This window comes from Buttiauxella cochleicola, from assembly GCF_021282405.1.
Classification (GTDB): domain Bacteria; phylum Pseudomonadota; class Gammaproteobacteria; order Enterobacterales; family Enterobacteriaceae; genus Buttiauxella; species Buttiauxella massiliensis.
Map to the genome: position 1 here is coordinate 186,235 of NZ_JAJSOU010000008.1, position 14,294 is coordinate 200,528.

Consider the following 14,294-nt stretch of genomic DNA (forward strand, 5'->3'; position numbering starts at 1 on the left):
ATGAGAGCTTACTTCACCTTCACCAGCGTCCGCCCCTGAACCGCATTATTCATAATGTCATCGGCAAATTTAGGCGCTTGCTCCATGCTAATCTCGGTCGTTGCCGTCTCATAGAAACTCTCCGGCAACAATTCGGCCAGACGCTCCCACGCGGCAACTCGGCGCTCAATCGGCGCACTAACCGAATCAACACCTTGCAGGCGTACGTTACGCAGAATGAATGGCATCACTGTCGTTGGCAGTGAGAACCCACCCGCAAGGCCGCAAGCCGCGACACAACCGGAGTAGTTCATCTGTGCCAGCAGTTTGGCGAGTACATTTCCACCCACGGTATCAACCGCACCAGCCCATACTTGTTTTTCCAGTGGGCGAGTTTCAGCAAATTCACTGCGTGGCAGAATGCGGTTGGCACCTAACTGGCGTAGGTAGTCGTGAGTGGATTCACGACCAGAAACTGCTACAACCTGGTAACCCAACGCATGCAGCAGAGCGATTGCTGTGCTGCCCACGCCGCCGCTGGCACCGGTCACAACCACTTCGCCGCTTTCTGGTGTAATACCTGCATCTTCCAGCGCCATCACACACAGCATCGCGGTAAAGCCTGCGGTGCCAACGATCATCGCTTTACGTGCGCTAAGGCCGGCGGGCAGTGGAACCAGCCATTCGGATTTCACACGTGCTTGTTCGGCAAGGCCACCCCAATGGTTTTCACCCACACCCCAGCCCGTCAACACCACTTCCTGACCTGCGCTGAAATTAGCATCATCACTACTCGCCACGCGCCCTGCGAAATCAATCCCCGGCACCATCGGGAAGTTACGGATGATTTTGCCTTTGCCGGTGATCGCCAGCGCATCTTTATAGTTCAGGCTTGACCACTCAACATCAACCAGCACATTTCCCAGATCGATTGCTGGCGCAGAGATTTGTTTTACCTCGGCCTGAGTCTGACCTTCAACTTGTTCAAGTACGACTGCTTTCATGATGGATCCTCATTCGTTGGGCCGGGTATTCCAGCCTAATTGTTTCTGATGCCCAACACGGTATACCCGAAGCAGCTGAGAATAAAGAATACCAACAATATTCATGTGTAAATGGCTGCTTTTTAGCAGGTTATAAGATTTTCATATTTTAACTTTTGACCCTACCACTCGTATGTTTGAAACAAAAGTTTCCAACCGTTGTGACAAAAGTTTCACATATGCCCATTGGGCAGTTTTAGCCCCTTCTGAGGAGATAAGCATGCGCGTCATTCGACTTACAACCGCTGTAGCACTGGTACTGGCAAGTGCGCATGCAGCCGCACTGGATAAGCTAAAACTGCAACTTGACTGGATGCCAAATGGCGGTGATAAAGCCTTCGTTTTTGTCGGTGTTCAAGAAGGTTTTTACGCAGCAGAAGGGCTGGATGTCACCATTTTACCTGGCCGTGGCAGCAGCGACACGCTGACGAAAATTGCTTCAGGTGCAGCTGATGTGGGCACTGGCGGCATTGCTTCTTTAATGATGGCGCAAGCTGAAGGTGGCATTCCAGTGAAAGCCATCATGAGCATTTACTCAAAACAGCCTGATGCGATTTACTCGTGGCAGGGAAGCGGCGTGACCGATATGAAAAGCCTGAAAGGCAAAACGCTTGGTATCCCGACGTTCTCTGCATCTAATGCGTTGCTTCCTATCATGCTGGAAAAGAATGGTGTTGATCCCGATAGCGTAAAACAGATCAAAGCTGACCCAGGCACGCTGGTGCCAATGCTGGCACAGGGGCGTGTTGATGGCGTGGTGGTGTGGTCAACTAATCGCCCGAGCATTGAAGCGACGCTGACTCAGGTAGGTAAAAAACCGCTTGAACTGGCCTGGACCGATTACGGCCTTGATGGCTACGGCCTGTCCTTCTTTGCCTCCGATAAGCTCATCAAAGAAAAGCCGGATGTTGTAGCGCGTTTCGTCCGAGCTTCCAAAAAGTCTATCGAATTTAGCCTGGCGCACCCGGACAAAGCCGCCGCTGACCAAAAAGCGATGGTGCCTGAAGCCGATGTCGTGATGCTGGAAGCTGATTTCAACGTTACAAAACCGCTGATTAACAATGACATTAGCCAGCGCGACGGCCTGGGCCAATTCGACCCGACGCTTCTGAAACACACCTGGGAGTGGGTGGCGAAATCAATGAAATATCCGACCGATAAAGTAAACCCGGAAACCCTGGTTGACCGTAGTTTTTTCGCTAAATAAGGGAATGTCATGCAGCCTGTTATAGAGCTTAGTCATGTTAATCAGACATTTATATCTGCTGATGGCACCAGAGTTACGGCACTTGATGAGGCGAATCTGACGCTGCGCCGCCATGAATTCGTCTCATTTATTGGCCCATCAGGCTGCGGGAAATCGACCATTTTGCGTTTGATTGCCGGGCTTTTGAAACCGAGCAGTGGCACCATTTCGGTGTATGGCAAACCAGTGACCGAACCACGCGATGAAATGGGGTTTGTGTTCCAGAAACCGACGCTGCTGCCGTGGCTCACCGTGCTCGATAACATCACGTTTCCGATGAAACACAAATATGGCCGCGTGGATGCTAAAGATATCGCGCGTGGGCATGAATTGCTGGAAATGACAGGGCTGACACAGTTTGCCAATAAGCGCCCGGCGGAACTTTCAGGCGGTATGCAGCAGCGTGTTTCCATTGCTCGCTCTTTGCTGCATGACCCGGATATTTTGCTGATGGACGAACCGTTTTCCGCTCTTGATTCGCTGACACGCGATGAAATGAGTTTTGAGTTGATGCGTATCTGGAATGAACGCCCAAAAACAGTGCTGTTTGTTACCCACTCAATTCAGGAGGCGTTGCTACTTTCTGACCGCATCGTGGTGATGAGCGCGCGCCCTGGGCGGGTGAGTGAAATTATTGATGTCCCGCTGGCACGCCCAAGAGATGAGGAAACACTCAATCACCCGCTATTCCATGAGTTAACCGCAGATATCCGCCACAAAGTGTTTAGTCGCCGCAAGGAGCCTGCATGAAAGCGTTTCTGGAAAAGTACATTGCGCTGCTGGCGCTGGTGGTGGCGGTTTTGCTGTGGGAAGGGGCGTGTAAATTATTCGCCATCCCGGTGTTTATTCTACCTTCGCCATCGGCCATTTTCGCTTCAGTAAGCACGTTGGATGCCGGGCGCTGGGCGACTCATATTCTTGCAACATTAAGCGTGGCGTTAAGTGGTTTCCTGTTGGCGATTGTTATTGCGCTGCCGCTGGCTATTGCGATTGTCAGCTCTAAATTGCTCGCCCGCCTGGTGCTGCCATGGTTGATTGTGATTCAGTCAACGCCGGTTGTGGCAATTGCGCCAATTATTGTCGTAACACTGGGTTCTGGCATGTTGCCGCGGGTGGTGATCACCACTTTGATCTCTTTCTTCCCGCTGGTGATTTCCACGGCGACCGGCATGAATTCTGTGCCGTCTGAATTGCTCGAACTGTCTAAAACATTACGTGCACCCCGCAACCGCGAATATTGGCAGATTCGTATGCCGTATGCGGTGCCGTATATCTTCAGTGCACTAAAAGTGGCGATTACGCTGTCGATTATCGGCGCGGTAGTTGCGGAGTTTGTCGCAGCCGATCAAGGCCTGGGTTATCTGATTTTATTCAGCACCTCATCGTTCAAAATCCCATTGGCTTTCGCCAGCATGTTCTTGCTGGTGGTGTGCAGCCTGACGTTGTACGGGCTGGTGAGCTGGATGCAAAAACGGTTGTTCCCGTGGAGCCTCGATACAAAATAAGGAAGGAAACACATGTCATTAAAACGTGGGCCTGCGCCAAATAAAGAGCAAATTTTACGCCACTTGCGCCGCTCCAATGAGGTGGCACAGAGGGCGATTGCACTTGGGCATCATCCTTTTGGTGCGCTGTTAGTCGCACCGGATAACGAAACAGTATTGCTCGAACAGTGCAATATCGACACGGTAAACCATGCAGAATCAACACTTTCCCGCATGGCGGCAACCAATTACACCGCCGAATATTTATGGCAATGCACGTTGTATACCGCCGTCGAACCTTGCTGTATGTGCGCGGGTACGGCGTACTGGGCAAATATTGGGCGAGTCGTTTTTGGCATGTATGAGAGTCAACTATTGGAAGCGACCGGCAACCATGAAGAAAACCCGACCATGAGTGTGTCGTCGAAATACGTTTTTGAGCATTGCCAGAAACCAGTGGAGTTAATTGGCCCGGTGGAAGAAATTATCGAAGAGACAAGGGCGATGCAAAAGGCGTTTTGGGCGGGGCGGTAGAGGGTTGAATGTCGGGTGAACGTTAGCCTCACCCGACATGACAACGTTTAACCCTGCAATTGCAGCGTGGTTAAACAGGTCTGGCTCTCTTTGTGCGTCGCAATTGGCGCAGTGGCCGTTTTCCCCTGGTAACTCACTTCAATCGTGCCTTCCATATCACGTGGCAACCAGACGCCAACAAAGCCATTCGCGTGACTGGTCATCTTTTTCTGCATCAATATCTTGCCGCTTTTGTCCGTCACTTTCACATCAAATGGCGTATTTGCAAGCTCGCCACGGCAGCCAGAAAGACTGTGGTTAAAGCACGGATGGGTTTGCGTCACGTAAGGTGCGAAAGACAAATAGAACATATCGCCGAGCGGATAGCTGAACTGCTGCGTGCCGTCAGACAACTTCAGTTCGGTGCTGGTGATACCTGCGTTATACGGCAATGGTCGAGCCTGGGTTGAACCGTCGATCGCTTCCACCATTTGCTCGGTGGATTTACCCGACAGACCGTGTGCTGCGAGAAACTCTGCATCTGATTGCGCAGCAATTGCCGTGCCACTGATGCTTAGTGCCAGCAAAGCGAAAAGCAGTTTTTGTTTCATCTATAATTCCTGTCTAAAGAGAGAGTTGAGTTGTGCTCGACTCTAGACCTTCCCCTAAGGGGAGGGTCAAAAGGATATGCAATTCTTTACAGAATGTATGGGTATTTTGGGTGTTTATAGGTAAAAGGCGATGTCGAAGCGACGCGAAGTAACCCGCGCTTCGAGATTGAATTGTGGATAGGGATTTTTCAATTTAGGTCTTTTCAGGTGCTATAGCGCAAAAGCGTGTATCCAGCTTATCCGTGTTTAAGTTTGAGGGAATTGTATGAAGTGAAGTGTTTTTCTGGCGACTGACATAAATGTTGCCATAAACCTAAGAAAGCTTACTTAGGTAACTCTGAGCAGGCTTTTGTATTTGGCATACGCTGACGGCCTATTATGTGCCAGGAGTGGACATTGCTTACGTGAAATTCCTGCCTGCTTACAAACAAATAAACCTTTATATTGCTGTGTGTTTATTTGCGCCGAGCAAATAATTGGTTGTTTTTCGCACAAGCGCAACGCTGTCTTATGTATATCAAATAAATGAATCGACATTGCTTAATCAATATAAAACTAAAGTGTTTTTTAACCTTTTGATTTTAATCAGTTAAAATATTAGTGAAATGTTTGCATTAACAATAACCTTGCAGCATATATAAATAGCACAATAACTAAATTATAATTCTTAAACATCCGGTTGATATACGAGGTCAGAATGCGATTAATTGTCATGCTGTTAAGCTTTGCGCTCACCACACAGGTCTGGGCGGGCGAATTTGCCAGACCTGCCGGTAAAGTCCTTTTAACGCTGTCTGGTAATATCGAAAATACAAATGAAGCTGGAAAAGCCGTTTTTGATATCGCCAGCCTTGAGAAACTGGGGATGGTCAGCTTTCAGACCACTTCTCCCTGGTATGATGGCCGTACTACTTTTACGGGTATTCCACTACAAAAGCTTATGGATTATGTCGGGGCGAAAGGTTCTGTTGTTAAGGTCACTGCGCTCAATGACTACACCACAGAAATCCCCCTCAGTGATTTTAAGAAATACAACGTTATCCTTGCTTTAAAAATCAATGGAGAATATATGCGTATCCGTGATAAAGGCCCGTTGTTTGTTGTTTACCCCTATGACAGCATCCCTGAGCTGAATAATCAGATTTATTATTCAAGGTCAGCCTGGCAGGTCAGCAGAATGAATATTGAGTAATGGGTCAGAACACCAACATGAACAGAATTCTGGCTGGCATCATTTGTTTCCTTTTTATATCTACTGCGTATATCTCTTTCCTTGTGCATGAAAGGCAGCAAGAGTTACAGAAACTGACTCACTACGCCGCTTCGTGGTCTGCTGCACAGATGGTATCAGAGTATTACCGGTTCGAATCGTTGCTTGGTCTTTACACTATTGATGAGACGATGACGCTGGATGATGTGCGCATGCGTCTCGACATTATGCTCAGCCAGAGTGATTTAATGAAAGAAGGTGATCTGAGGAATTACATAGAAAGTAATAAAGCCCATCATGCACTGGCTCTACAGCTTGAAAAGACACTTGAGTATCTGGATATTAATCTTGAGAAAATGAACCGCTCAGAACTCCAGGCATACCTGAAAAAAATGCAGACTCTTGATGCACAAATGAGTCGTCTGTCGTCCGGCGCTTTAGACAAAGATATCAACACGATTAATGACGCCAACCTCAAAATTAAAACCCTGTACTATATTTACTCAGCGACGTCTGTATTGCTGATAATAATGAGTGCGATACTGGGTCTGCTGATATTTTATCAAAACAGAAATATTCTGAAGGCACATCTTCAGGTAAAGAGTCTTGCTGAAGCACTGCAGGAATCTAAAGAAAAACTGCAAGTCCAGAATGCAAAACTGGAGTATGACGTCTACCATGACTCTTTGACAGAGATGAATAACCGCCATTTTTTCTGGGGGAATTTAAATGAAACCATCGAAAACGCAGTCAAAAACAATAATTCTGTGAATGTGATGTTGTTTGATTTAGACCGATTCAAGGAGGTCAATGATACGTATGGTCATGATGTCGGTGATATATTATTACGCCAGATATCACATCGTCTAATTTCGATGGGCCTGGCTTCCGATACGCTTTATCGTTTAGGCGGAGATGAGTTTGCGTTTCTCTCGAGTGGCCTGACGGAGAGCAGTGCCGTTTTACAAGCCCAAAATATATGCAATATTATCAGCCAGCCCTACACTATTTATAATACGATTATCAATATAACTACCAGTGTCGGTATTGTCATCTCAGACACTGAACGCCGCTCCGACTATCTCTATAAATTTGCCGATCTGGCCCTTTATGAAGCTAAAAAGGAAGGCGCTGGTAAAATAAAAGTCTTCCGGCAATGGATGTTAGATAAGTTGCAAGAAAGCCGAACCCTTGAGCATGATATGGCACTGGCGTTAGTGAATAAAGAATTCGTGGTTTACTATCAGCCTATTGTCGATTCTTTCAGCCAGGAAATTTACAGTTATGAAGCCCTTATTCGTTGGATACATCCTCAGAAGGGCCTACTGTCGCCGGACAGCTTCATTCCGGTGGCTGAAAAAACAGGAATGATTAACGAGATGGGGAAATCGGTGCTTGAAATGGCCTGCCGGGAAGCCGCTTCCTGGGTGATTCCTACTAAAATTTCAGTCAATGTCTCTCCTGTCCAGCTAAGCAGTAAAACCTTTGCCGGAATGGTGTTGTCCATTCTGAACGAAACGGGACTTCCCGCTGAGCGTCTTGAACTGGAAGTGACAGAATCCTCTCTCTTTACTGAGAGCAATACGCCCATGAATACGCTTAACAGGCTGCGGGCTATGGGGGTGAAAATCTCCCTCGATGATTTTGGTACCGGTTATTCTTCTCTTTCGCGCCTGAGTAAGCTTGCCTTCGATAAAATCAAAATAGACAAGTCCTTTGTGAATTCTATATCCACACAGGAAGATGCCCTTAATATCATCAGGCTTATCACCGGAATGGCGAAATCCCTCAATATGAAAACCGTTGCGGAAGGTGTTGAAACACAGGAGCAACTGGAAAGCCTTCAGTTGCTGGGCTGTGATTTCATACAAGGCTATCTGTTTGGTAAGCCTCAGCCTTATATAGATGGGAAAATTAGATACGGTTAAAGGGGAAATTTTCTTTCTGCCTGGTCATACACCGGAATATCTACTTCAACTCAAACGCAATTGAAAAACGACAGGAGTAGCAAACTCCTGTTGCCAGCTCTGTTTCTCAGCTTGCTGCGATGGTGGCTATGTCATCACTCATCGATTGTAACTCATTGATCAGTCTTGCCACATGGAAACCATCGCACACGGAATGATGTACCTGAACAGCGAGAGGCAACAGTACTTTTCCATCTTGTTCGTAGTATTTTCCAAGAGTAAACATGGGGGCAAAAAAGTTCTGCATGTTTGCAACGTTGATATTAAAACTGGTAAAACTTACCCAAGGAATAGCCGATACGAAAAATATATTCTCCCGAGACTCCTCCTTAGGCCAATAAGAAAGGTTATTACCATAGCGTGCAATATCTTCTGAATAAACGTCCTGGAAGTGATGAATATTGCCATCGTAGTGACTCCATAATGATGAAAAGGTCTCCGTTTCATTATGGAAAATGGTATAGCTTGGATGAATCTCATTCCATATAACAAGCTCATTATTCTTCATAGCCATACGGAACTCCGCATGACTATTTACGATTTTAGACAGGAGGAAAATAATAGCAGGGTAAAATTTCCAGCCAACTTCTCTTATATGTTTTAGCAGCGCGGTAATATCCACCAGGACAGTTTGGTTAATTGTACTTTGAGCAAATGACTGAAATACCTCAAAATGCTCCTTCCTTGCCCAACGAGACAAGTCAACAGGTGTATATTCCGGGGTTGTTTTTTTCATTTTTTTAACCTTTGATTGTAAATTATATATCAAATATTAATCTAAATTTCATGAGTTAATGAAACATATAGAATGCTAACTATTTTTGTAGAAAACACATTTTTGAGAGTAGCTCATCATTATACAGTAGGGAAGGGGTTTAAAATATTTTATATATCAGATAATAAAAGTAGATTGTTAAGTCTACTGGTTTTTTCCTGGCAATAAAATTTTGTGGAATATCTACTCCTTGCTCAAATCTGCTCTAAGATCGTTCACTGGTGGCTACGTGCCAGGAGCGGAAACTCATAAATCTTGTTAGCTATACAGATACGTCGAGTTGCTTAGTAATACGGGTTGGTCATTTAATAAAGGTAATGTTCATGCACTCACATCCTCTACGCCAGATCATTGAATCATGTGACAGAGCGATCTCTGCTAAAGATTTTGACTCTTTGATGGAGCACTATTCTGAAGATGCTGCTCTGGTAGTTAAGCCTGGTATGATCGTCAAAGGTAAAGTTAATATCCGCAAAGCTTTTGTTGCTATATCTGATTATTTTCAGGGCCAGCTTATTGTAGAACAGGGGGATATGCAGGTGATAGAAGGTGGCGGCAATGCTCTCGTTATCATGGAAACAGTGCTTCGTTTCCCCGATGGGCATAGTGGAATAGTTGAAACGACACGCCGCGCAACCTATGTATTTCGGCAGGACAGTGATAGTCGCTGGCTTTGTACAATCGACAATTCTTATGGTACTTCTCTTTTGGATGTTGATAGTGCCTAAAACACGTTGCTTGAACTATAGCGAGTAGTAGCCTTGCTTTTAAAGTGGATATTATTCATTGCATTTTTCAGGCACAACTTCCGCTCCTCGCACAGAGCGGGCCTTCAACTCGGTTAGCTCGTCCGCTATGTGCCAGAAGCGGACGTTAAAATGATTCAAGAAAACTCTACACTGTGGTCAGTTTTAGTTAGCCACTACACTCACATCCTCAGAGTATCAGTAACTTTATCACTGAGAATCAGAACTGATTTCACGCTGGTTTCAATCAGACCAATAATTGCCGGCCGTGGGCCATTTATCCATGCATCGCTGCTGTAAAATTCATTCTGTGACGATTTCAAATGCCCGAGGTCATCATAAGAACGGATCAGGTAATATGAATCTTCATCGTGTATAGAGTTACCAAAAGAAACGATATCCATCCCCGATGCGCGATGAAGAGGCGCACTCTGCTCAACCATTATTTTATGGAAATCCTTTCCCGTTCCTCTTTTCAAGGTGTACTGCAATATCTCGACGGTTCTCATCATTCTCATTACCTGGTTGATGACGGTGGCTTGTATTTACCATAACGAAATGTGAATGGCGCAATTATGCGGGATACCTTCAAGATCAACAGTGCCATACTTACCCCTACAACCCAAGTTCGCTAAGAGTCGGGTGATTCTCAGGACGCCTTCCCAGTGGCCAGTGGAACAACCGTTCAGATTCACTGATAGGCATATCATTCACACAAGCAAAGCGGCGTTGCATCAGTCCGTCCGCCTCGAACTCCCAGTTTTCATTGCCGTATGAACGGAACCAATTGCCTGAATCATCATGCCATTCATAGGCGAAGCGCACGGAAATCCGATTTTCAGTAAATGCCCAAAGTTCTTTTATCAGGCGATAATCGAGCTCCTTCCTCCATTTACGAACCAGAAACAACTGTGCTTCCTCACGGTTAGTCGCAAATTCTGTGCGGTTTCGCCATTTGGTATCCACTGAATATGCCTGTGCCACCTTAGCTGGATCGCGGCTGTTCCAGCCATCTTCTGCTAGCCTAACTTTTTCCATTGCGCTTTCACGTGTGAATGGTGGTACAGGGGAACGTCTATTCATTTTGGATTCCTCTTCGTTGTACGATGTAGACAGGTCTGTCTACATCGTGTTAATTTACGTCTGAGAAATAATACTGTCAACACGCTAATGAAGGCCATTTAACTATGTTTTCGTTAAAAATGAGTAGCGATAAAAAAATTACCGCCAAGGAAAAAATACTGACTACAGCGCACGATTTATTTTACTCTTTAGGTATTAGGGCAACAGGTATTGATAAAATTATTCAGCAGGCAAAGGTTACAAAAGTCACTTTTTATCGTCATTATCCAAGTAAAAGCTCATTGATAATAGCTTATTTGAATTACAGACATAAAATCTGGAGTAATTGGTTTTACGTCACTCTTAGAAATAAACTGGACGAAAACAAAGCCCCATCGTATGCGCTATCCGAAACTTTTCATGAATGGTTCCTCCACCCCAGTTTTCGTGGTTGTGCGTTCATGAATGCAACTGCTGAAGCAGAAGCTGAAGATATTAGAGATGAAATTAAATCTATTTGTCGTAATCACAAATTTGAAACCCGCAAAATAATAGCGACGTTGATCGATATGACAGAATATAAATTAACTGATGATATAATGATGTTGATTGATGGTGCGATTATTCATGCGCAAATGGGCATAGATGTGAATGAGGTTGTTGAACAGTTAAACAATGGGCTGAAGAAATTACTTCTAGCTGTATAACGCATAGAAGTGTTTTTCCTGATTGATAGTATCGGAGGTATGGGCATCGATATTTACAATGGTTCAGCGATATCATTTCAGTATCGACATCGGCTTTTCGCTCAGAGCGGACTTGGTCTCCTTCGCTCTGGCTTCTAAGTGCCAGAAGCAGACGTTATCTCCTTTCAAAGCATCACTTCTGAGGCTGACCATAACTGCATTCAGCTACACTTGTTCATATTTTTCGCCCAGAACAACTACATCAGTCAAGTATGTTTGGTCTGAAATCTTTTAAATCAACAAGATGCATGGCCCTCTAACGATGAAAGTGATATTTGTTCGACACGCGGAAACAGAGTGGAATGTGAGAGGAATTATTCAGGGGCAAAGTGATAGCAAGTTAACCCATCGGGGGTTGCATCAAACCTCAGCCCTACTGGCAGCATTTGGTGTAAGTGATTACCGGGTAGAATGTGTTTACGCTTCTCCGCTTGAGCGTGCCAGGCAAATGGGACAGAGCCTGGCTGAATGCTTTCGTTGCCCATTGATGGCTGAACCGGCCCTTAAAGAACAGGCATTTGGTCAGTTTGAAGGAATGTCATCAGCTCAGTTCCTTCAATACCATCCGAACGATGCAAATGCGCTATTCAATCTTGATGCAGAGTATTGTCCACCAGGTGGTGAATCTCTCTCACACGCTTCTCAGCGAATTATGCGTTTTTTATACAATCAGGAAGAAACACGACTTAATCAAACAATATGTATCGTGTCTCACGGACACGTCAGTCAGGGTGTTCTTGCGATTCTAAAAGGAGGGGTTGTCGATGATTTCCCCAGGTATGCACAACCCAATGCGAGTTACTCCGTTTTCGAACTGATTAATGGAAGATGTGTCGCACTCAGATGGGGGATTGCTACACACTTACGTCACCTGTAATAGTCGTTACCCTGAATCACTTCAAAGTGTAATTCTCAGGGTTCGAATGACTATACTTCGCTCATAGCAGATGCAAACCCAACTTAACGAGTGTTAACCCCCCCTCAAAACAAACTCTCATTTCGCGCTCTGATCCACTCCCCACTAACCGGATGAACAAAATGCAGCTCGCTGGCATGCAGCATCAGTCGGGGAGTTTGTTCAGTGCCCGGCAGCAGTAAACCGCCATATAGATCACAGCCTAAAATAGGGTGGCCCAACTGTTGGCAATGGATGCGCAGTTGATGAGTACGCCCTGTTTCCGGGGTTAGCTCTACTCGCGTTAATGGCAGTAGCGTCCCGTCATCCTGTTCGCGATAAACGCGTTCAATGACGCGATAGCCGGAACGTGCAGGCTTGCCGTTGATTGCGCAAATCGACATCAGCGGGAATAGCGCCGGGTCTTTGGCAATCGGCGCATCTATCACCCCTTCGTTGTTGTGCAGGTGCCCGCAGAGCAGTGCGCTGTAGGCTTTGGTCACCGTGCGCTGGCTGAATTGCTGGCAAAGGGCTGCATTGATCGCTTTGTTGCGGGCAATAACCATCAACCCGGAAGTACCAAAATCCAGGCGGTGGACCAGCGTGCAGCCGGGAAATGTCTGAACTAAGCGATGATGCACCGAATCCAGGTTTTGCGGGTTTTTCCCCGACAGGCTGAGCAACCCGCTGGGCTTATTGATCAGCACCAAGTGTTCGTCCTGATAGAGAACCTCTATCTTTTCATGGCACGCAGGGGCGATAAAGGTATCGATAATCGTAGACATCAGGCTGCCTGGAGGGTGAGTGGGAGCGGATGATAACGAATTTTAAACCGTCAGGCGAATCTGGTTATTCGCTTTGTCATGCAGGTTGGCTTTGTAATTTCGATTTTCGAATAACTCGTTGAAACTGATGTGACTCGGCGTTATTTTTTACAACATCAAAACAGTTAATGGTCATTAAAATGAAAAAAATCCGTTGGGGCATCATTGGTACAGGAACGATTGCTAAAAAATTCGCCGGGACTCTGGGTTACTTATCAGATGAGTGTGAATTTGTTGGTGTAGCCTCACGCTCTATTGAAAATGCAGAAGCTTTTGCAAAGCAATATGGTGCGAAGAAAGCCTTTGGCAGTTATCAGGAACTGGCGCAGAGTGCTGATATAGATGCAGTGTATATCGCAACGCCGCACAACTCACATTATGAAAATAGCTTACTGTGTTTAAAAAATAACAAGCATGTTTTATGTGAAAAAAGCTTCACAATTGATGTAAGCCAGGCTGAACATTTATTTAAACAAGCCTCTGACAATAGCTTGTTTATTATGGAAGCGTTCTGGACGAAATTCTTACCGGCATATGCGGAAATACATAAAATTTTAAACAGTGGCCAACTGGGAGATGTGGTTAATATAGCTGCAGATTTTGGCATCAACCCGCCTGGTAGCAGAAATGATCGTAAAATAAACCCTGAGCTTGCGGGCGGTGCACTTTATGATGTGGGGATTTACGTTATTGGTATTACCTGCATGCTGTTGGGATATGAACCTAAAAGCGTTGCCTCTAATGCCGTGTTATCTGACGGTGGAGTCGATCTGTCAAGTTTCTACTTTATGCAGTATGAAAGTGGGCAAGTTGCTTTGCTAAGCTCATCCGTAGAAGCATTGTCACGCCAGCAAGCGGTCATTCAATGTAAAAATGGCTATATTGTTATCGATACACCACACGCTGCAAATGGATTTACGGTTTACCAGAATGACAATAAAAAAGAGTATAACTTCCCGTTTGATTTCGATGGCTTCGAGTATCAATTAAGGCACACCAACGATTGTATTCGCCAGGGGAAAACGGCGAGTGACATAATGAAACCACATGACACAATCGCCGTATTAAAAATTATGGATAATATGCGTAAAGAATGGGGTATGAAATTCCCCTTTGAAATCTAGTTTGACCCGTTGAAATAAAACCCGGAAGTGAGTCTTCATTTCCGGACCCAACACAACCGCCAGGTTTAT

The 14,294-nt window shown here is 45.6% G+C and carries 16 protein-coding genes; 10 read left to right on the forward strand and 6 right to left on the reverse strand.

Annotation, left to right across the window (positions count from 1 at the left end; genetic code table 11):
* Positions 1-8 precede the first annotated feature (8 nt).
* On the reverse strand, positions 9-983 hold the full coding sequence (gene acuI, locus LVQ79_RS13085) for an acrylyl-CoA reductase (NADPH) (protein WP_232865283.1): 975 nt from the start codon (positions 981-983) through the stop codon (positions 9-11).
* 259 nt (positions 984-1,242) lie between these two features.
* On the opposite strand from acuI, the gene LVQ79_RS13090 reads away from it, so the two are divergent.
* Genes LVQ79_RS13090 through LVQ79_RS13105 form a run of 4 tightly spaced genes read left to right on the forward strand, consistent with a single transcriptional unit; the run spans position 1,243 to position 4,286 of the window.
* Positions 1,243-2,229, forward strand: coding sequence for an ABC transporter substrate-binding protein (locus LVQ79_RS13090; RefSeq protein ID WP_232865284.1), 987 nt, complete (start codon positions 1,243-1,245; stop codon positions 2,227-2,229).
* Between the two features lie 9 nt (positions 2,230-2,238).
* Positions 2,239-3,018 carry an ABC transporter ATP-binding protein gene (locus LVQ79_RS13095; protein ID WP_151994342.1) on the forward strand — a complete coding sequence of 260 codons (780 nt, stop codon included), beginning with the start codon at positions 2,239-2,241 and terminating at the stop codon, positions 3,016-3,018.
* Entirely contained in the window at positions 3,015-3,773 is a 759-nt protein-coding gene (locus LVQ79_RS13100) for an ABC transporter permease (RefSeq protein ID WP_232865285.1), read from the forward strand. Before LVQ79_RS13095 ends, LVQ79_RS13100 begins: the two co-directional genes overlap by 4 nt.
* Before the next feature lie 12 nt (positions 3,774-3,785).
* Positions 3,786-4,286, forward strand: coding sequence for a nucleoside deaminase (locus LVQ79_RS13105; RefSeq protein WP_232865286.1), 501 nt, complete (start codon positions 3,786-3,788; stop codon positions 4,284-4,286).
* Between the two features lie 47 nt (positions 4,287-4,333).
* On the opposite strand, the gene cueP is transcribed toward LVQ79_RS13105, so the two are convergent.
* Positions 4,334-4,876, reverse strand: coding sequence for a copper-binding periplasmic metallochaperone CueP (cueP, locus tag LVQ79_RS13110; protein ID WP_232865287.1), 543 nt, complete (start codon positions 4,874-4,876; stop codon positions 4,334-4,336).
* A 697-nt stretch (positions 4,877-5,573) separates the two neighbouring features.
* Between cueP and LVQ79_RS13115 the strand changes: the two genes are divergently transcribed.
* Positions 5,574-6,068 carry a putative pterin-binding protein gene (locus LVQ79_RS13115; protein ID WP_232865288.1) on the forward strand — a complete coding sequence of 165 codons (495 nt, stop codon included), beginning with the start codon at positions 5,574-5,576 and terminating at the stop codon, positions 6,066-6,068.
* A 17-nt stretch (positions 6,069-6,085) separates the two neighbouring features.
* The gene (locus LVQ79_RS13120) at positions 6,086-8,014 is read left to right on the forward strand and encodes a putative bifunctional diguanylate cyclase/phosphodiesterase (RefSeq protein ID WP_232865289.1); all 1,929 of its coding nucleotides are present in this window, start codon (positions 6,086-6,088) and stop codon (positions 8,012-8,014) included.
* A 106-nt stretch (positions 8,015-8,120) separates the two neighbouring features.
* Here LVQ79_RS13120 and catA read toward each other — a convergent pair whose 3' ends face one another.
* The gene (gene catA, locus LVQ79_RS13125) at positions 8,121-8,789 is read right to left on the reverse strand and encodes a type A chloramphenicol O-acetyltransferase (protein ID WP_232865290.1); all 669 of its coding nucleotides are present in this window, start codon (positions 8,787-8,789) and stop codon (positions 8,121-8,123) included.
* Positions 8,790-9,151: 362 nt separating this feature from the next.
* On the opposite strand from catA, the gene LVQ79_RS13130 reads away from it, so the two are divergent.
* Positions 9,152-9,556: a YybH family protein gene (locus LVQ79_RS13130; RefSeq protein ID WP_232865291.1), complete on the forward strand. Its 405-nt coding sequence runs from the start codon at positions 9,152-9,154 to the stop codon at positions 9,554-9,556.
* Positions 9,557-9,756: 200 nt separating this feature from the next.
* Here LVQ79_RS13130 and LVQ79_RS13135 read toward each other — a convergent pair whose 3' ends face one another.
* Entirely contained in the window at positions 9,757-10,083 is a 327-nt protein-coding gene (locus tag LVQ79_RS13135) for an NIPSNAP family protein (protein WP_232865327.1), read from the reverse strand.
* A gap of 106 nt (positions 10,084-10,189) precedes the next feature.
* On the reverse strand, positions 10,190-10,657 hold the full coding sequence (locus LVQ79_RS13140) for a nuclear transport factor 2 family protein (protein ID WP_232865292.1): 468 nt from the start codon (positions 10,655-10,657) through the stop codon (positions 10,190-10,192).
* A 104-nt stretch (positions 10,658-10,761) separates the two neighbouring features.
* On the opposite strand from LVQ79_RS13140, the gene LVQ79_RS13145 reads away from it, so the two are divergent.
* Both LVQ79_RS13145 and LVQ79_RS13150 read left to right on the forward strand, forming a co-directional pair.
* A complete protein-coding gene (locus LVQ79_RS13145) occupies positions 10,762-11,343 on the forward strand; it encodes a TetR/AcrR family transcriptional regulator (RefSeq protein ID WP_232865293.1) in 582 nt (193 codons plus the stop codon).
* A gap of 301 nt (positions 11,344-11,644) precedes the next feature.
* A complete protein-coding gene (locus LVQ79_RS13150) occupies positions 11,645-12,259 on the forward strand; it encodes a histidine phosphatase family protein (RefSeq protein WP_232865294.1) in 615 nt (204 codons plus the stop codon).
* A gap of 104 nt (positions 12,260-12,363) precedes the next feature.
* Here LVQ79_RS13150 and LVQ79_RS13155 read toward each other — a convergent pair whose 3' ends face one another.
* Positions 12,364-13,062: an RluA family pseudouridine synthase gene (locus LVQ79_RS13155; RefSeq protein WP_232865295.1), complete on the reverse strand. Its 699-nt coding sequence runs from the start codon at positions 13,060-13,062 to the stop codon at positions 12,364-12,366.
* Between the two features lie 179 nt (positions 13,063-13,241).
* Here LVQ79_RS13155 and LVQ79_RS13160 point away from each other — a divergent pair, with 179 nt between their 5' ends.
* A complete protein-coding gene (locus tag LVQ79_RS13160; protein WP_232865296.1) occupies positions 13,242-14,225 on the forward strand; it encodes a Gfo/Idh/MocA family protein in 984 nt (327 codons plus the stop codon).
* Positions 14,226-14,294: the final 69 nt, after the last annotated feature.